The sequence below is a fragment of the Allobosea sp. FBZP-16 genome, assembly GCF_002831785.1.
Classification (GTDB): domain Bacteria; phylum Pseudomonadota; class Alphaproteobacteria; order Rhizobiales; family Beijerinckiaceae; genus Allobosea; species Allobosea lupini.
Map to the genome: position 1 here is coordinate 596442 of NZ_LNCQ01000022.1, position 18053 is coordinate 614494.

Annotated in this window: 18 protein-coding genes; 4 read left to right on the plus strand and 14 right to left on the minus strand. The window is 66.7% G+C overall.

The features are described from left to right. Positions 1–4: 4 nt before the first annotated feature. Positions 5–712 carry a UMP kinase gene (gene pyrH / locus CXY91_RS09105; protein ID WP_091828728.1) on the minus strand — a complete coding sequence of 236 codons (708 nt, stop codon included), beginning with the start codon at positions 710–712 and terminating at the stop codon, positions 5–7. A 118-nt stretch (positions 713–830) separates the two neighbouring features. Next, complete coding sequence (gene tsf, locus CXY91_RS09110) at positions 831–1754, minus strand: translation elongation factor Ts (RefSeq protein ID WP_100960541.1); 924 nt, start codon at positions 1752–1754, stop codon at positions 831–833. Between the two features lie 58 nt (positions 1755–1812). Between tsf and CXY91_RS30095 the strand changes: the two genes are divergently transcribed. After that, positions 1813–1983: a hypothetical protein gene (locus tag CXY91_RS30095; protein WP_158673328.1), complete on the plus strand. Its 171-nt coding sequence runs from the start codon at positions 1813–1815 to the stop codon at positions 1981–1983. Between the two features lie 56 nt (positions 1984–2039). Here CXY91_RS30095 and CXY91_RS09115 read toward each other — a convergent pair whose 3' ends face one another. From CXY91_RS09115 to CXY91_RS09130, 4 genes are all read right to left on the minus strand, one after another. Beyond that, complete coding sequence (locus CXY91_RS09115) at positions 2040–3050, minus strand: 30S ribosomal protein S2 (protein ID WP_091830447.1); 1011 nt, start codon at positions 3048–3050, stop codon at positions 2040–2042. A gap of 160 nt (positions 3051–3210) precedes the next feature. Then, positions 3211–3522, minus strand: a complete 312-nt coding sequence (locus CXY91_RS30100; RefSeq protein WP_158673329.1) for an antibiotic biosynthesis monooxygenase family protein — start codon at positions 3520–3522, stop codon at positions 3211–3213. Positions 3523–3619: 97 nt separating this feature from the next. After that, positions 3620–4738: a branched-chain amino acid ABC transporter substrate-binding protein gene (locus CXY91_RS09125; protein WP_100960546.1), complete on the minus strand. Its 1119-nt coding sequence runs from the start codon at positions 4736–4738 to the stop codon at positions 3620–3622. Positions 4739–4837: 99 nt separating this feature from the next. Next, entirely contained in the window at positions 4838–5845 is a 1008-nt protein-coding gene (locus tag CXY91_RS09130) for an ornithine cyclodeaminase family protein (protein WP_100960548.1), read from the minus strand. A gap of 136 nt (positions 5846–5981) precedes the next feature. Here CXY91_RS09130 and CXY91_RS09135 point away from each other — a divergent pair, with 136 nt between their 5' ends. Further along, the gene (locus CXY91_RS09135) at positions 5982–6902 is read left to right on the plus strand and encodes a LysR substrate-binding domain-containing protein (protein WP_158673330.1); all 921 of its coding nucleotides are present in this window, start codon (positions 5982–5984) and stop codon (positions 6900–6902) included. 58 nt (positions 6903–6960) lie between these two features. Then, positions 6961–8124 carry a GGDEF domain-containing protein gene (locus CXY91_RS09140; RefSeq protein WP_100960552.1) on the plus strand — a complete coding sequence of 388 codons (1164 nt, stop codon included), beginning with the start codon at positions 6961–6963 and terminating at the stop codon, positions 8122–8124. Positions 8125–8129: 5 nt separating this feature from the next. Here CXY91_RS09140 and CXY91_RS09145 read toward each other — a convergent pair whose 3' ends face one another. The 5 genes from CXY91_RS09145 to dnaE form a co-directional block, all read right to left on the minus strand. Then, complete coding sequence (locus tag CXY91_RS09145) at positions 8130–8501, minus strand: VOC family protein (protein WP_100960555.1); 372 nt, start codon at positions 8499–8501, stop codon at positions 8130–8132. Positions 8502–8571: 70 nt separating this feature from the next. After that, on the minus strand, positions 8572–9267 hold the full coding sequence (locus tag CXY91_RS09150) for a helix-turn-helix transcriptional regulator (RefSeq protein WP_100960557.1): 696 nt from the start codon (positions 9265–9267) through the stop codon (positions 8572–8574). 3 nt (positions 9268–9270) lie between these two features. Next, entirely contained in the window at positions 9271–9897 is a 627-nt protein-coding gene (pncA, locus tag CXY91_RS09155; protein WP_248307409.1) for a bifunctional nicotinamidase/pyrazinamidase, read from the minus strand. A gap of 10 nt (positions 9898–9907) precedes the next feature. Then, complete coding sequence (locus CXY91_RS09160; protein ID WP_100960560.1) at positions 9908–10654, minus strand: FkbM family methyltransferase; 747 nt, start codon at positions 10652–10654, stop codon at positions 9908–9910. A 67-nt stretch (positions 10655–10721) separates the two neighbouring features. Beyond that, entirely contained in the window at positions 10722–14189 is a 3468-nt protein-coding gene (gene dnaE / locus CXY91_RS09165; protein ID WP_100960562.1) for a DNA polymerase III subunit alpha, read from the minus strand. A 469-nt stretch (positions 14190–14658) separates the two neighbouring features. On the opposite strand from dnaE, the gene CXY91_RS09170 reads away from it, so the two are divergent. Further along, positions 14659–15576 (plus strand): DMT family transporter, encoded by a 918-nt coding sequence (locus CXY91_RS09170; RefSeq protein WP_100960564.1) that lies wholly within the window; start codon positions 14659–14661, stop codon positions 15574–15576. Between the two features lie 13 nt (positions 15577–15589). Here the strand turns inward: CXY91_RS09170 and CXY91_RS09175 are convergent, their stop codons facing one another. The 3 genes from CXY91_RS09175 to CXY91_RS09185 are packed head-to-tail and all read right to left on the minus strand — an operon-like array spanning position 15590 to position 17970. Further along, complete coding sequence (locus CXY91_RS09175; protein WP_143079621.1) at positions 15590–16369, minus strand: hypothetical protein; 780 nt, start codon at positions 16367–16369, stop codon at positions 15590–15592. 1 nt (position 16370) lies between these two features. Further along, positions 16371–17579 carry a PAAR domain-containing protein gene (locus CXY91_RS30855; protein WP_248307410.1) on the minus strand — a complete coding sequence of 403 codons (1209 nt, stop codon included), beginning with the start codon at positions 17577–17579 and terminating at the stop codon, positions 16371–16373. Position 17580: 1 nt separating this feature from the next. Further along, entirely contained in the window at positions 17581–17970 is a 390-nt protein-coding gene (locus tag CXY91_RS09185; protein WP_100960566.1) for a hypothetical protein, read from the minus strand. Between the last annotated feature and the right edge of the window lie 83 nt (positions 17971–18053).

An 18053-nucleotide genomic window follows, 5' to 3' on the forward strand; every position in this document is an offset into this window, starting at 1 on the left:
CCCGTCAAGGCGTGACGTAGGTGGCCCTGCCCTCGCCGCGCAGCACCGCGGCGAGCATGCCGGGCGCGGCGATCGAGAAGACGACGATGGTGAGCGCCGCGTCGCGCGCCAATGCGAAGGCGGCGGTGTCCATCACCTTGAGGTCGCGCTTGATCGCGTCCTCATGGGTCAGGGTGTCGTAGCGGGTCGCGCTCGGATCCTTCTTCGGATCGGCCGAATAGACGCCGTCGACCTGCGTCGCCTTGAGGAGATGGCTGCAATCGAGCTCGGCCGCGCGCAAGGCCGCGCCGGTATCGGTCGTGAAATAAGGATTGCCGGTGCCGCCGCCGAGGATGACGACCTTGCCGTTGCTGAGATGGTCGAGCGCCCGCTTGCGGGCATAGCTCTCGCAGAGCGAGGGCATCGGTACCGCCGACATGGCGCGCGCCGGAGCACCGGCGCTCTCGATCGCATGTTCGAGCGCGAGCGCGTTCATCACCGTGCCCAGCATGCCGATCGAGTCCGCGCTGGTGCGGTCCAGTCCCTTGGTGAGCCCCTGGACGCCGCGGAAGAAATTGCCGCCGCCGACCACGATGCCGATCTCGACACCCTCGCGCGAGGCATGGGAGATGTCGGCGGCAAGCGCGGTGAGCGTCGCGCCGTCGAGGCCGTTTCCTTGAGGTCCGGCAAGGGCTTCGCCGGAGAGCTTCACGAGAACGCGTTTAGGTCTCATCGGGGCTCTCCACTCCTTGCCACATCGTCCAGCCCAACCGAATCGGCGGGCCGACCTTCTCTACTTACAAAAAAGGCCGCGCGAGGCGCGGCCTTTCTGTGTCCTATCAACGGGCTTGTCAGCCCGTGGTGCCGCCGGCGGCCGCGACCTCGGCAGCGAAGTCAGTCTCTTCCTTCTCGATGCCCTCGCCAAGCGCGAAGCGAGCGAAGCCGGTGAGCTTGAGCGGACCGCCGACCTTGCCTTCGGCCTCCTTCAGCACCTGGGCGACCGACTTCGAGCCGTCATGGATATAGGCCTGCTCGAGCAGGCAGTACTCCTTGGCGTAGCTCTTCAGGCCGCTCTCGACGATCTTGGCGAGCACATGCTCGGGCTTGCCGGCGTTCTTCTCGGCCAGGATCGCCTTCTCGCGCTCCAGCACCGCCGGATCGACCGAAGCGAGATCGAGCGCGATGGGGTTGGTCGCGGCGATGTGCATGGCGATCTGCCGGCCGATCGCGGCGAGCTCGTCACCCTTGCCGCTGGTCTCCAGGCCGACGATGACGCCGATCTTGCCAAGCCCGTCGGCGACGGCGCCGTGGACATAGGAGCCGATCACGCCGGCAGAAACCGAGACCTGCGCGACGCGGCGCAGCGTCATGTTCTCGCCGATCGTGGCGATGGCGTTGGCGATCGCGTCGGCGACAGTGCCGCCGCCCGGATAGTGATGGGCAGCCAGCGCCTCGACATCGCCGCCGCGCTCGAGCGCGACATCGGCGATGGTGCGGGCCAGAGCCTGGAATTCGAGGTTGCGGGCGACGAAGTCGGTCTCGGAGTTGACCTCGACCACGACACCGCTATGGCCGCGCACGGTGACGGCGACGAGGCCCTCGGCGGCGACGCGGCCGGCCTTCTTGGCGGCCTTTGACAGGCCCTTGGCGCGCAGCCAGTCGATGGCGGCTTCCATGTTGCCGTCGGTGGCCGAGAGCGCGGTCTTGCAGTCCATCATGCCCGCGCCCGTCTTGTCGCGGAGTTCCTTCACCATGCCGGCGGTGATCGCAGCCATTTGCGTCGTCCTTGCTGTCTTGGATCACGATGATTGTGGATCGGATCGATCCAAAGCCATGAACGTGATCGATTCCAAAAATGAGAGCGGGATTGACGCGGAAAACCGGTTCCCACTTTTCCGCATCCCGCTCGTGCGGCCTTCACCCGTCGGCGCGCCGCATCGTCGAAAAAGCGAAGCCTCGATCGGCAAACGCCGACGCTCCGTTTCCGGCGTCGGCGCTGCTTGAGCTTCAATCAGATATCGAACTGCGACGCGCCGATGACGCGCCGCGGTCTCGACCAATCAGGCGTCGGCGAGATCGCGCGCCTGGGCAACCCAGCCCTGGCTCTCGATGCGGCCGGCGAGCTTCAGGTCGTGATCGACCTTGGTGACATCCGCCGGGCTCATGGCAGCGAGCTGCCAGAAGTGGAAGATGCCGCCATCGTTGAGCTTCTGCACGATCTCCGGGCCCATGCCCGAGAGCTTCATGAAGTCGTCCGGCGCGCCGCGCGGCCCGGTCAGCAGCTCGAAGGCCTGAGCCTGGCCTTCTACAGCCACCGGCTCGTCAATCGCCGTCTCGACGATCGGGGTCTCGGCGGCGCCGAGGTCGATGCCATGGTCGCCCGAAGCGCGCGAGATGCCGTCGATGGCCGAGCGGGCGACGAGGTCGCAGTAGAGCTGGATCGCGCGGCCGGCGTCGTCATTGGCCGGGACCGGGAAGGTGATGCCGTCCGGATCGCTGTTGGAGTCGATGATGGCAGCGACCGGGATGCCGAGGCGCTGGGCCTCCTTGATCGCGAGCGCTTCCTTGTTGGTGTCGATCACGAAGATCATGTCGGGCGTGCCGCCCATGTCTTTGATGCCGCCGAGCGCCTTCTCGAGCTTGTCGCGCTCGCGCGCCAGCATCAGGCGCTCCTTCTTGGTCAGGCCGGAGCCACCGCCGGAGAGCAGCTCGTCGACCTTGCGCAGGCGCTGGATCGAGGCCGAGATGGTCTTCCAGTTGGTCAGCATGCCGCCGAGCCAGCGGGAGTTGACATAGTACTGGGCCGAGCGTTTGGCGGCATCGGCAATGGCGTCCTGCGCCTGGCGCTTGGTGCCGACGAAGAGGACGCGGCCGCCGCGGGCGACGGTGTCGCTGACCGCCTGCAGGGCGCGCGAGAGCATCGGCACCGACTGCGACAGGTCGAGGATGTGGATGTTGTTGCGGGTCCCGTAGATGAACGGCGACATCTTCGGGTTCCAGCGGTGCGACTGGTGGCCGAAATGGGCGCCGGCCTCGAGCAGCTGACGCATGGAGAAATCGGGCAGAGCCATGGTATTCTTGTCCTTCCGGTTGAGCCTCTGGGGAGCGAATGAGCCGGCCATAAGCTGGCCAGTCACCGGAACGCCTCGGTGTCGAGGTGATGCTCCCCATGTGGGATAAGGCGCGCCTTACACGCCATGGCGTCGGAATGCAAGGCTTGCAGTCGGCTCGTCAGAGCGACCCGACCTCGTAGGCGACGTCATAGGCTCCTGGCACGGCGCGTTCCAGCAAGGGGCGAACGCGTGCCAGATGGCTGGTGAAGCGCTCGTCGCGGGCAAAGCGCAGCGCCGCCTGCTCGGATTCGAACATCGTCACCAGGACGACATCGCGATCCTCGCGCGAGCGGAACAATCGCCCGCCGATCAAGCCCTCGACCTTGCCGCGGACGGCATAGTGCTGGGCGAGCTGCAGTTCCATGAACTCGGCGAAGCGCTCGGGCTTCGGCGTGATGACGCTGATGTTGACGACCGGTTGATCGGGCATGCCCAGCTCCTTCGATGCAGATGCAGGAGCCGGGTCTATGCAACCTCGAGTACGGTTGAGGTCAAGACCTGGTCCGTCGGAGCGGTGACAGGCCGTTTCAGTTGCCTTGCCGGCCCATGCCCTCTGCATAGTCCGACTTACCACCCTGCCAGCGATAGACGACGAAGCCTGGTTGGAGGTTGTCGCCCTTTGCATCGAAGCGAACCTCGCCGACCGCCGTGGCGAAGCGCAAACCGGCGACTGCCTGCGCGACGGCGCGCGACTCCGTGGAATTTGCCTTCACCATCGCCTCGGCGAAGATCTGGATGGTGGCGTAGGAGTAAAGCGCCCAGCCTTCCGGCTCAACTTGCCGAGCGCGCATTGCCCGCACAGCATCGCTTGAAGCCGGGTTCTTGCGCGGATCGGGAGCAAATGTGAAATGCACCCCATTGGCCGCATCGCCCGCGACCGCGACGAACTCGCTCGAGGCGAGCGGGTCGCCGCCAATCATCTCGAGCCTCAACCCCTGATCCGCAGCCTGTCGCATGATGAGGCCCGCCTCAGTGTGATAGCCACCGAAGAAGAGTACGTCGACGCGCGCCGCCTTGAGGCGCGAGATCAAGGCGCTGTGGTCCTTCTCGCCGGCGTTGATACCGGTATCGAAGACGATCTGCTGTCTCTCCGCGACGAGGCGGCTGCGGACCTCGCCCGCGAGCCCTGCCCCGAACGAGCTCTTGTCGTGCACGATCGCGATGCGGCGGCCGGCAAAGCTCTTGACGATGAAGTCGGCTGCGGTCGGTCCCTGCTGATCGTCGCGCCCGCCGATGCGGAACAGCGCCTTCATGCCGCGCTCGGTGATCTTGGGATTGGTCGAGACGGTGATGACGATGGCGCCCGCCTCCGCGTAGACCTCGCTCGCAGGCAGGGTCGAGCCGGAGCAGAAATGACCAGCGATGAAGCGTACGCCGTCGCCTGCCAGCTTGTTCGCGACCGAGACGGCCTGACGTGGATCGCAGGCATCGTCGGCGACAACGAGTTCGAGCTTCTCACCACGCACGCCGCCCTGGGAATTGATCTGCGCGACCGCTGCTTCCGCACCGGCCCGTAGCTGATCGCCGAAACTGGCATTCGCGCCGGTCATCGGCCCCGCCAGTGCGATCCGCACCTGCGCGAAGGCCGGCACGGACACGACTGCCGAAAGCCAGGACAGCATGATCGGCCCAATGATCCTGTGCATGGGATATCTCCGTTGCTGCCGGCGGCGCCGGCTGGTGGCAGGCGCGGGCATCGGCCGCGCCGGAGGCGCGCCGAGCCTTGGCCCGATAGGCTCTCGCGATCAGAGCGTGATGTGCTGGGCGTTGCCTTCGGCGAGCGCACACCGGTGGACGATGTCGGCCGCGACCATGTCCTCCATCGCGATGCCCATCGCCTTGTAGAGCGTGATCTGGTCGGCACTCGCCCGGCCCGGCCTGCTGCCGGAGAACAGGTCGCCGAGCCTGATCGCGCTGGCTGGATCGCATCCGGCGAGCTCGGCACAGCCCACCGGCGGCGGCCTAAACGCTTCCTCGCTCTCGACAAAGAGCTGTGCACGGCTAAGAAGCTCGACCGGAAGCTCGCCGCGAGGAGGCGCATAACCGACGGAGGAGACATGTGTGCCGGGCCGCACCCATTCGCTCGCAATCACCGGCTCATAGGCGTGGCTCGCAAGGCAGACCACATCCGAGCCGCGTACCGCCGCCTCGACGTCACGCACGGGCCGGGCACGGGGACAGCTGGCGGCGAGTTTCTCGGCATCCTCATAGTGCAGCGAAGCGACACGGATCTCGTCGAAATCGCGCACCAGCGGCAGCAGCCGCAGGTGCTCGCGTCCCTGCACGCCGGCACCGATCAGGGTCGCGATCCGCGATTCCGGTCGGGCGAGCGCGCGTACGGAGAGCACAGCCGACGCCGCGGTTCGGATCGCGGTGATGTGCGTGCCGTCCATGATGCAGACGGGCGCGCCGGTCTGCTGATCGAACAGCATGATCACGGCGAGATGGTTGGGCAGGTCGAGGTCGAGATTGTGCTCGAATACGTTGACGATCTTCACCGTGAGATTCATCCCGGCGGCCCAGGCTGGCATCGCCAGCGAGAAGCCCTTTCCAGGCACGGTGATCTCTGGACGGTCCGGCGCCTGGACCTCGCCACGGGCCATCGCCCTGAAGCCGTCGGCGAGCCCGTCGAGCAATTGCGCGGGATCGAGGAGGCGCACGACATCGGCCTCGCTGAGATACAGGACCGGCAAGGCGCCTTTTCCGATTTCGGCAGCGCTGCGCCTCGGCGTCGTGGTGGCGGCGGAAGTCATCGATATCCTCGCATTCTGACCGCGCCGTCTCATCTCTGATCAGGCGGCTCGCGGCTTTGATCAAGTTATGTTTGACGCAGCACGATATTGTAGAAAAATGAGTTTTTGAGGGGCTCCATAACCTGAGATTATGCCCATGCATCGCAGAAGGACGACCTCGCTCACCGCCATGCGGGCATTCGAGGCGGTGGCGCGGACCTTGAGTTTTACCCGGGCAGCGGACGAACTGGGGGTGACACAAGCTGCCGTCAGCCGGCAGGTCAGGTTGCTGGAGGAAAGTCTGTCCGTACGACTGCTGCATCGCGAGCCGGCGGGCAATCGGCTGACCGATGCGGGAGAAATCCTGTTCGCCGGTGTCTATAGCGCCTTCGCGACGATCGAGCAGGCCGTCGAGCAGGTCACCGGCAGTGGCGCCCGGGAGATCCTCAACGTCAGCGTCGCACCCTACTTCTCGGCAGCATGGCTGACGCCGCGCTTGATGTCCTTCGTCAGGCGCCATCCAGAGATCGACCTGCGACTGCATCACTCCTACCACCCCGCCGACCATCGCCGCGAGGGCATCGACATCGGCATCAACTGGGGCAGTGGCACCTGGCCGGGCGTACACGCCGAGAAGGTTCTCGACGGCTCCCTCATCGCGGTGCTCGCTCCGGCACTGCTGGACGAGACCGGACCGCTCGCAGATCCTTCGGCCTTGCTCCGGCTGCCGCTCTTCTACGAATTCGATCTTGCCCACTGGCGTGCCTGGGCGCAGGCCGCAGGCAGGGCCGATGCAACGCTGGGCGAGAGCTTGCGGCTCAGCGATTCTCACGCTCTGCGCCGCGTCGCCTGCGACGGACATGGCGTTGCGCTGTTCTTCGCCGCGCTGGTCGAAGACGATCTGGCGCAGGGCCGGCTGGCACAACCTTTTCCCGTGAAGGTCCATATCGGTGCGGATTACTTCCTGAACTACCCGGCCGGAGCAGAGCTGCCTCGCAAGGCACGGCTGTTCCGCGGCTGGCTCATGGACATGCTGGCCGAAGCCCAGGCTGGTCGCACCGACGCAACCGGTCTGTGAACTCTCCGTTCACGCCGACCTGCTAGGCGTTCGAGCCAGTCGACTTGGATGGCCTGACGTGTTGCTCGATCTGAGGACAATCTATCTGGCAGGGGCTCTCACCTGCGTCATTCTCGGCCTCGTGCAGCTGTCCGCCTATGCCACCGGCCGATTCGAGCGCTGGCCGCTCTGGTGGGGGCTGAGCAACATCCTGATCGGCCTCGGCCTGATCGGCGTGGGCCTGCGCGGCATCATCCCCGACATCGTCTCGATCCCGCTCGCCAACACCGTCAGCTGGATCGGCTATCTGCTGATCCTGTTCGGGGTGAGGAGCTTCGCCGGGCGGCCGGCGCGCCTGCCGCTCTATCTTCTTGCGGTCGCCGCCGCCCTCCCGCTGTTCCTGTGGAACGAGCCGGACGGCTTCGTCAAACGGGTCGTCCTCGTCGCCGTCCTGGTCATGGCTTGCGACATGTTGCTGGTCCGGGAAGGCTTGCTCCTATGGCGGCGCGAGCGGCTGGCCTCCGGCGCGATCCTGGCGGCGTTGTTCGCGCCGACCGTGGTGCTGTTCGCCATCCGCGGCTATCTCGCCGCCACAGGGCAGCTTGGAACCGAGCTGTTCCCCGCCAACGATGCCAACCAGTGGGTTGCCGCTACAGGCACCGCCTTCCTGCTCCTGCGCGGCAGCGCACTCTTGCTGCTCGCCGCCGAGCGCAACCGCAACACGCTGGTCGCGATCGCCCAGCACGATCCGCTCACCGGCGCGATGAACCGCAGCGGCCTGGAGCGCGCCATGGCCCGGATCGCAACCGATGCAGGCAAGCGCCCGGGCCGGCTGACCCTGCTGCTGATCGACATCGACCACTTCAAGAGCCTGAACGACACGCATGGCCATGCCGCCGGCGACCGCATCCTGCAGCTCTTCGCCGAGGCGGCCCGAAGCGAATTACGCGCCAGCGACGTCCTGGCGCGCCATGGCGGCGACGAGTTCGTCGCCCTCCTCCCGCATATGTCGACCAGGGACGCGGTGCGCGTTGCCAACCGGATCCGATCCGCCTTCGGACGCGCCCTCGCCGGCAGGGACGGCGTCACCCTCCAGCCGACGCTCAGCATCGGCGTCGCCGAAGGAAATGCCGCGAGCAACGAGCTCGAAGCGTTGTTGGAGCAGGCGGACGAGGCGCTCTACCGCTCGAAGCGCCTCGGCCGCGACCGGGTCCAGGTCCAGATTCGCGCCCTGGCGCGGTGAGCGTCCTATCTCCCGAACGGGTGAAAGACACGTAGCCGGTGGCCATCCGGATCGCTCGCGACGAAGGTTCGGCCGAAGTCGAGATCTGTCGGCGCCTGCAGGATCGCAAGGCCGCGCCGCTGCCAGTCGGCATGGGTCGCATCGACAGCCTCGCCGCGGCCGACCACCATCGCGATCTCGCCACCACCTCCGGCGGCTTGCGCGCCCGGCTCGACGGTATGGCGCGACCACAGACCGAGCTTCGCCCCTGACGGCAGCGCGAACATGGCAAAGGTCGGCGAGGTCTCCAGTGCCTCTGAGCCGATCAGGTCGGCATAGAAGCGGGCGCTGGCTTCGGGGCTGTCGACATAGAGGATGATGAAGTTGGCATCGAGCATGGGGGCGGTCTCCGGTTTTGAGGACCGGTGCATGATCGCTGCAGATGCTGCCAATTTCCGGCAGCGTATCTCAAGCCGGCGATGGTATTCCCTCGCGCTCGCGCCATTGCTTGAGCAGCGCCTGACGCCGGCGCGGATAGCGGATGTCGACCAGCTCGGCCTGCGCGATGCGGTCGGCGCGGAAATGCCGGAAGTCGTTGCGCAACTCGCACCAGGCGACGACGACGCGGACATGGTCGAAGAAGCCGAGGGCGAACGGCCAGATCAGGCGTTGCGAAGCCGCCGCCTTGCCGTCCTGATAGGTCAGAGCCAGCTTGCGCTCGGAGCGGATCGCCTTGCGCACCAGTACGAGATCGACGCCGGATGTGTCGGCGATCCTGGCGCCGGGGCCGACGAGCAGGGCCGAGGCGTCTGCCTTTTCGCGCAGATCGGCCGGCAGCACCGCGACGATCTTGGCCATGGCGTTGCGCGCCGCGCCGGCGAGACGGTCATCCGCCCGCCCCGCGACCCAGCGCGAGCCGAGCACCAGCGCCTCGATCTCGTCCTCGTCGAACATCAGGGGCGGCAGCATGAAGCCGGGCTTCAGCACATAGCCGAGCCCGGGCTCGCCCTCGATCGGGGCGCCCTGCCCCTGCAAGGTCGCGATGTCGCGATAGAGCGTGCGGATGCTGACACCGGTCTCTTCGGCGAGCTTCCGACCGCTGACAGGCCGGCGATGCCGGCGCAGCACCTGAACGAGGTCGAGCAGGCGCTCGGAACGCGACATGGCTCAGCCGTTCAGCTCGGTGAGCCGCGCCCGCCTGACGCCGAGCGCCGTCATCTCGGCCCATGCCCGATCCAGGGAGCCGTCGAGATCGATGGCACGGCAGGCTTCTTCGACGACGATGGTCTCGAAACCTTGCCGGACTGCGTCCTGTGCCGTCCAGTTGACGCAGAAATCGGTGGCGAGGCCCGCGAGCACGACACGGGCGATGCCGCGCTCCCTGAGATAGCCACCGAGGCCCGTCGGCGTGGTACGGTCGGCCTCGACCAGGCCCGAATAACTGTCGACCTTGCTGTGGCAGCCCTTGCGGATGACCGCCTGCGCCATGGAAAGGTCGAGCCCCGGATGGAAGGCCGCGCCCGCGCTACCCTGGACGCAATGATCCGGCCACAGCACCTGCGTTCCATAGGGCATGGCGATGCTTTCGAACGGCAACTTGCCGGGATGGCTCGATGCGAACGAGGAATGCCCGGCCGGGTGCCAATCCTGCGTCAGCACGACCGTGGCGAAGCGCTTGCCGAGGTCGTTGACGAGCGGAACGATCTCGTCTCCGCCGGCGACCGCCAGGCTGCCGCCGGGGCAGAAATCATTCTGGACGTCGACGACGATCAGCGCGGTCCAGGCATCGATCACCGGCGTGCCCTCACCTTGACGCTGCTGCGGTCCGCGCCATCCGGGTGATGCCTTTGCGTGCGGCGAACATGCGGCCATAGACGTCGCCGGCGAGATCGGGCCGGTAGCACCGTTGTTCGAGCAGCGGGTCCCAGATGTGCTCGACCGTGTCGATCACCTCGAAATCGGCTTCAAGACGCGCCTCCAATTGCAGGCGATTCTTGCGATTCTGGTATTCGAGCAGCACCAGCGAGGTATTCGAGAGGTCGAGATGGTCGAGCACGTCGCCTTCCCCGCCCTCGATGTCGATCTTGACGATATCCGCCGAGGGCAGGCTCGCCGGGTCGACAACCGCGACCTGATAGCGCTCGACCATGGCCCCGGCGACGAAGGTGTCGCCGGCATAGGAGGCGAGCCCGGACTCGCCGTCGCCGGCGAAGCGGCTGAGGAAGGCCGCGGTTGTCTGGCCGCCGGGGAACAGCGCCGCGTTGATCGTGACGATGTCGCGGCGCCGGTCGGTGTTGCGCTTCAAGAGCTCGTAGGTGCCGGGATGCGGCTCATAGGAGGTCACGGTGCTGCCCGGCCAGCGCGCGCTCGCCCAGAGCGCGAACGAGCCGACATTCGCCCCGATGTCGAGAATATCGAGGCCGACGCCATCGAAACCACATTCGTATTCGCCTTCGAGCACGTCCTTGATCGCCCAGTGCATTGCCTCGGGCACGGCAAGGCTCATCGGGATGCGCGCGACATATTGCTTCATCGTCCCCCCGGACATCATCGTTGTCTCGCGTGCACTGTGATGCCTTGGCCGCCGGCAGCGCAAGGCTCTGCGCTGACGAGGCCGGTCAGCGCAGTTCGACGTTCACCACCCCCGGCGCGGCGCGCACGGCATTGGCGAGCTGCTGGTTGACGGGATAGCGCCCCGGCAACTCGATCTCGATCTCCTGGGCGCCGTCGTCGAGGATCATCACCAGCGAAATCTTGCCATCGGAGCGGACGCCGTCGCGGGGCTTCACCCGCTCGGCGATCGAGGACAGCGCCTTGTCGTCGCGCAGGAAGATGCAGAGGTCCTGCTTCTGCCGGCCGGCGAGATCATCAAGCCGCTCCACATCCTCGATGCGAGGCCTGACCTCTTCGCCGTCGAGCACAGCCGAGAGCCGGATCACCAGCGCTGCGCCCGGCTCGAGCAGCTCGCGATAGCGCTGCAGCCCTTCCGAGAACAGGATTGCCTCGAACTGGCCGGTCGGATCGGAGAGCTGGACGATGCCCATCTTGTTGCCGGACTTGGTCCGCCGCTCCGACCGGTCGATGACGGAGGCCGCAACCTTGGCGATCGAGGTGCCGCTGGCGCGCACATTGCGGGCGAAGTCGGCATAGCTCTGCACCCGCAGGCGCTTGAGCACATGCTCGTATTCGTCGAGCGGGTGGCCGGAGAGAAAGAAACCGACCGCTTCGTGCTCGCGCTTCAGTCGCTCGGCCGGGGCCCAGGGCTCGAAGGGCGGGATGCGGAAGGCTTCCGAGTTCCCGCTGCTGCCGAGCATATCGAGCTGCCCGGCTGCGGCCTCGTCGCGAATGCGGTTCGAGAGCGCCAGCATGCCGTCGACCGCCGCCATCGCCTTCGCCCGCTCCGGCTCGATCTCGTCGAGCGTACCGGCCGAGATCAGCGCCTCGATCGTACGGCGGTTGACCAGGCGCGTATCGATCCGGCGAGCGAGATCGGCAAGGTCGCGGAACGGGCCATCCTTGGCGCGCGCCGCAACGATCGATTCCACCGCGGCGCGGCCGACGCCCTTGATGGCGCCGAGCGCATAGCGGATCGCCCCATCGGCAACGTCAAAATCGACGCCGGAGCGGTTGATCGAGGGCCGTTCGACCTTGATGCCGAGACGCTCCGCATCGCGCCGGAATTCCGAGAGCTTGTCGGTATTGCCGATGTCGAGCGTCATCGATGCAGCGAGGAACTCTACAGGGTAGTTGGCCTTCAGATACGCGGTCTGGAAGGCGACGACGGCATAGGCCGCCGCGTGGCTCTTGTTGAAGCCGTAGTCGGCGAACTTCGCCAGCAGGTCGAATATCTCGGACGCGACGTCCTGCTTCAGCCCACCTTCGATCGCGCCCTTCACGAAGCGGTCACGCTGGGCGTCCATCTCGGCCTTGATCTTCTTGCCCATGGCGCGGCGCAACAGGTCCGCTTCGCCGAGCGAATAGCCCGACAGCGCCTGCGCCACCTGCATCACCTGTTCCTGGTAGACGATGATGCCATGCGTCTCGGACAGGAACGGCTCCATGCCGGGATGGAGATAGGTCGGCTCCTCCAGCCCGAGCTTGCGGCGGCAATAGGTCGGGATGTTGTCCATCGGACCGGGGCGATAGAGCGCCACCAGCGCGATCAGGTCCTCGATCCGGTCGGCCTTCATCTCGACCAGGGCCTTGCGCATGCCGACCGATTCCACCTGGAACACGCCGACCGTCTCGCCGCGGGCCAGCATCTCGTAGGTCTTCGGGTCGTCGAAGGGCAATTGCGCCAGATCGACCGAAATGCCGCGCTGGGCGATGAGCTGCACCGCGATGGTCAGCGTCGTCAGCGTCTTCAGGCCGAGGAAGTCGAACTTCACCAGCCCGGCCTGCTCGACCCATTTCATGTTGAACTGGGTGACGCGCATGCCGGTGCGCGGATCGACCGAGAGCGCGACGAGCTGCTCCAGCGGCCGGTCGCCGATGACGACGCCGGCGGCGTGGGTCGAGGCGTGACGGTGCAGGCCTTCGAGCTTCTGGGCGATTTCGAGCAGACGACCGACGACCGGCTCCTCGGCCGCCGCCTCCTGCAGCTTCGGCTCGCCGGCGATGGCTTCCGGCAGCGTGATCGGCTTGGCCGGATTCTGCGGTACCAGCTTGGTCAGCTTGTCGACCTGGCCGTAGGGCATCTCCAGCACGCGGCCGACGTCGCGCAGCACGCCGCGCGCCTGCAAGGTGCCGAAGGTGATGATCTGGGCGACGCGCTCCTCGCCATAGCGATGCTTGACGTACTCGATCACCTCTTCGCGCCGATACTGGCAGAAGTCGATGTCGAAGTCCGGCATCGAGACGCGGTCGGGATTGAGGAAGCGCTCGAACAGCAGGCCGAAGCGCAGCGGGTCGACGTCGGTGATGGTCAGGGCATAGGCGACGAGCGAGCCTGCGCCCGAACCGCGGCCCGGTCCGACCGGGATATTATGATCCTTGGCCCATTTGATGAAGTCGGCGACGATGAGGAAATAGCCCGGGAATTTCATCCGGGTAATAATTGAAAGCTCGAAAGCGAGACGCTTCTCATAGTCTTCGACGGAGAAACCCTCGGCCGGTCCATGTTTGGCCAGCCGCGCCTCCAGCCCGGCCTTCGCCTGCGCCTCCAGTTCGTCGGCCTCGTCACGCCCCTCCTCGCCGAAGCGTGGCAGGATCGGCTTGCGCGTGCCGACGCGCCAGGAGCAGCGCCGGGCGATCTCGACGGTCGAGGCCAGCGCCTCCGGCAGGTCGGCGAAGCGGCGCTTCATCTCCTCGCGGCTGGCGAAGAAGTGCGCCGGCGATACCCGCCGGCGTTCGCCATCGGAGAGCAGCCGGCCCGCAGCCACCGCGAGCAGCGCGTCATGCGCCTCGAAATCGGCCGGCTTGCCGAAGAAGGGCTCGTTGGTCGCGACGATCGGCAGATCGTTGTCATAGGCGAGCCGGAGCAGACCGGCCTCGACCGCCGGCCCGTCCTCGCGTTCATGGCGCTGGATCTCGACATAGAGCCGGTCGCCGAAGATGGCCGCGAGGCGCCGCAAGCGGGCATCGGCCTGAGCCGGCTGGCCGGCGCGCAAGGCGAGGTCGAGCGGCCCGCCCGCGCCGCCGGTCAGCGCGATGATATCGGCATGATAGGCACAAAGATGCTCGATGCTCGCGACCGGACTGCTGCCGGCCGCAGCGAGACAGGCTTCCGTCACCAGCTTCATCAGGTTGCCATAGCCGGCTTCGCTGGTCGCGAGCAGGACGACATGTGGCGTTACGCTCTGCACAGGCTTGCGCCCGCCGGTATCCTCATCGGCGAAATCGACCGAGAGCTGCACGCCTGCGATCGGCTGGATGCCGGAGCTCGCCAGCTTCTCCGAGAATTCGAGCGCGCCGAACAGGTTGTTGGTGTCGGTCAGCGCCATGGCCGGCTGGCCGTCGCCGGCGGCGAGCTTGGCGAGCGCGCCGACCTGGATCGCGCCTTCGAGCAGCGAATAGCTCGAATGGACATGGAGGTGGACGAAGCCGACCTCGTCCTGAACCTGTGTATCGTCTTTGCGGTCGGTCATCGCGCCCTCCGGCGCGCCGCCCGCTCGACCAATGGGCCGAGTGAGAGGACCTGCACCGATTCTTGATCCCAAGAGCATGCTCAGAACCGGTTATTGCGCGCCACCCCTCCGCGGTCGAGCCGATCCATCCGCCAGGCTGTGGACACGTCCGCGCATGGCATTCGATTACGGCTTCCGAGCCCACTCAGACGTGCGGAGCGGAGGCCAGCGCGGCCCAGACCCAGATCATTCCGACGAAGAGAGCGAGCGCCAGAAACTCCACGGCTCCGGCCATCAGCTTGCGGGCAATCAGCATGTCCGATCTCCTATGTTCTCTATATGTTCAGTTTAATTCCCTCTTTGTTCACGTCAATATCGCAAGGTCAGCTGATGCCGGAAGACGCCTCGGACAGTTAACCCGGATTTACCGTGACTGCCGAAACGTTAACGGCGACGCTGTTGCGATGCCAGAATCAGATAGCGTCGCGGCATGGCTACGCCCCCCGATCAGGCGCATCGCGAACCGCGCAGTGAAACGCTCGGCGTCGTGCTCATGGCGATCGCGATGCTGATCATCCCGAGCTCCGACGCCATCGCCAAATATCTCAGCGGCGCCCATTCACCGGCCTTCCTGAGCTGGGTGCGCTATGTCGCTGCGCTCGGCTTCATCCTGCCGGTCGCCTTGCTCCAGCGTGGGCGAGCGCGGGAACTGGAGCACGCCCCGGCATCGCGTGGCCGATACTGGCTCGCCCAGGTCGTGCGCACCGCTTTCCTGGTCGCGGCGATGACGCTCTATTTCGTCGCGATCGCGCGCATTCCACTTGCCGATGCGCTCGGCGCCTATTTCATCGCGCCGATTGCAGCGACGCTGCTCGCTACGATCGCACTGCGCGAGCGGCTCGATCGGCGCAGGCTGCTTGCGGTCGCGCTCGGCTTTGTCGGCGCCATTTTAGTCGTACGTCCCGGTGCCGAGACCAGCACCGACACACTGATCGCGCTCGCTTCCGGCGTCTGCATGGCCTGCTACCTCGTGCTGACGCGGGCGACGGCACAGGGGAGATCGCCAGTTTCGACACTGACGATCCAGCTCGTGCTCGGGATCCTGATGCTGATGCCTTTGGCGGTGCTGCAATGGACGACGCCGACGCGCGAGGGCCTGCTGCTGATCCTGCTGATGGGCCTGGTCTCGACGCTGAGCAACCTGATGACGATCAGCGCCTTCCGCCTGGCGCCGGTCGCGACGCTCTCGCCCTTCGTCTATCTCGAACTGATCGGCGCGACAGCCCTCGGCTTTGTCCTGTTCGGCGACCTGCCATCGCCGATGACCTGGGCCGGGATCGCGGTGATCGTCGCGGCCGGGTTGCTCGTCGCGACGGCGCCGTCGGCCGCACAGCACACCCGGTCCTGAGCCCGCACAGCCGTCAGTTCACCAGCGCATTCAACGCCGCGACGATGGCCCGGGGCTCGATCTCGCGCGGCATCTCGTCGAAGGCGACGCGATAATAGTCGAGCATGCTCAGCTGCTCGAAACTGTTCCAGGTGTCCTCGTCGTTCATCGCCTGGCCGCGTTCCTCGAGATTGAGGATCATGCCGTAGTCCTCGGGGCCGGTGCCGTAGGTCAGAGGCGGCGGCAGCGGCTCGGTGCGCAATTCGTTCTCGGCGGCGGCGATCGCGGCGAGCGCGCCTGGCACCCAGGCACGATGATAGGCGTTGGAGACGTCGCGCTCGGGATCGCCCGTGCCGGTCAGCACGGCACGGCAGGCGGCGGCGAAGGCCTCGACCATGCCGTTGCGCTCGGCCAGCCGGTCGGCCGCGTTATAGTTGGCGTGGATCGGATCGACATAGGCGAACTCGTTCTGCAGCAGCCGTGCCGGCTCGCCCTGAAGGAAGAGCCAGGGATAGGTGTTGTCGATCAGGATCTGCCCTGGCAGCAGATGCGCCGCCTGGTTCTCGCCCGACGCGCTGAAGAACTGCTGCTCCGCGCCCTTGCAGGTCACGTTCGGATTGGCCGTCAGCGGCAATCCCGGCCGGTCCGGCATCCGGATCGCCGCCATGTAGACGAGCACCTTGGCGACACGGGTGTTGCGCGAGCGCCCATGCCAGAGCGCCTTCTCGGTGTCGGAGGAGAAGCGCTGGACCCGGAGCAGGCGGAAACGCTCCTGCGCTGCCACGGCACGGTCGGGAGAACGGCGACGCCCCATCTCAGCCGCCGATCAGCACGGTCGGCTCGCCCATGGCGATCTTGTTCGGCGGCCCGACCGCCTCGATGATCGTGTCGCCCATGCGGCAAAGCGGCAGGCCGTTGACCAGCACGGTCTGGGAGCCGTCGATGACGACGCCCGGCCCGTGCGGGGGGATCGGCAGCGGCGTGGCGCAGGTATGAATATCGGCCCCGCCGGCGGCGCCGGAGATCATCGAGCCCATGGTGCTGGCAGCAGCCGCTTTGGTCGCTTCTTCGGCTGCTTTCAGGCCGGGTGCCGCAGGCGTGCCCGCCCCGGCGAGCGTCGCCGCCTCCGCAACCTGGATCGTCGTGTCCGAAATGGTCTTGGCCGCCTGGATCGCCGCGGCGGCACCGGCCGGCACGCCGCGCCAGGCGAGCTTCTTGCCGATGATCACATTGGGGCTACCAGGGCCGATGCTCAGCATGCCGGGCAGCGGATGGATAACGGGGTCGAGAACGCGGGCGGCGGGCCGACCGGCTCCGCCTCCTCCACCTCCCCCGCCGCCGCCTCCACCCGGCGCGGATGCGGAGGGTGGCGCCGGCGGCGTGAAGACTTTTGCACGCGCCTCGGCGGAGGGCCAAAGCGTGCTGAGCGCCACGCTCGGATTGGGCGGCAGCGACGCGATCGGGATGCCGTTGATCGTGGAACCCGGCAGCTTGCCGGCAGCGCAGGCAGCCTGAAGGGCCGGGAGCTCAACAGCCCAGAACACCTTCTGGACGGGGCGCCCCAGCAGCAGGACGACATGCCCGGACGCGCCCTCGGCGAATTCGCGCGAAGCCTCGCCCCAGAACGAGCTCTGCAGCGCCGCCGCGTCGCTCTCGACACCGAACATGGCGGCGTTACCGATGATCGCCGCGGCCTTGTCGGGATGCCCATCCGGCAGGCGGCCGCCTTGCATCAGATTGTCGACCGCGCGCTTCGGATTGGGCTCGGTGATTCCTGCCGCACGCGCGACCGCCAGCAGGAAATCGCCGTCCGACAGGAAGGTGGCGCGCTCGGTATCGTCGATCAGCGCATAGCCGGTGCTTGCCTGACAGGCTCGCTTGGCCGCATCGGAGACGGCGGAATAGAGGATGACATCGGGGCCTGCGGGCGCGGCCGAGACCTGACGCGCCAAGGCACGCAGCTCGTCCAGGGTCGCTCCCGGCTTGATCTGCGCAATCGCATCCGCTGGGCTGAGCTTGGCCATGTCAGAAGATCTCGACCATCGGATCCTCGACGACGAAATCGACGCCGCTGATCCTCTCCCCGAACAGCGGCAGCGGATGGAGCATGGCGTAGATGCGCAAGCGTTCCTGGATCCGCGCAAGCATGGCCGGGCTGAAGTTCACCGGCGGCAGTGGCGACCCGCCGAGTTTGGCGCCGATATGCGAAGCGACGATGCGGTTGTCGGTCGGAGCCGGGCTGCTGTTCGCAAACCGCCAGCCGAAATGGAAGGCAGGAAGCCCCGGCGCATGGACCCGCAGCGCATGCGGGCCGCCCGGATAGAGCATCCGGTTGAGATCGACGACCTGCCAGCCATCCTCGTCGATCGGGAAACGGCCGCTGCGGTCGTAATCTGGCGCCTGGTTCTGGTTCATCCTGCTGCCCCACTAGGCGACGGCCCGTCGGCTTACGCTACATCCATCTGCGCGCTCTTGCGATCGTTTCGCAGCGCCTCCGC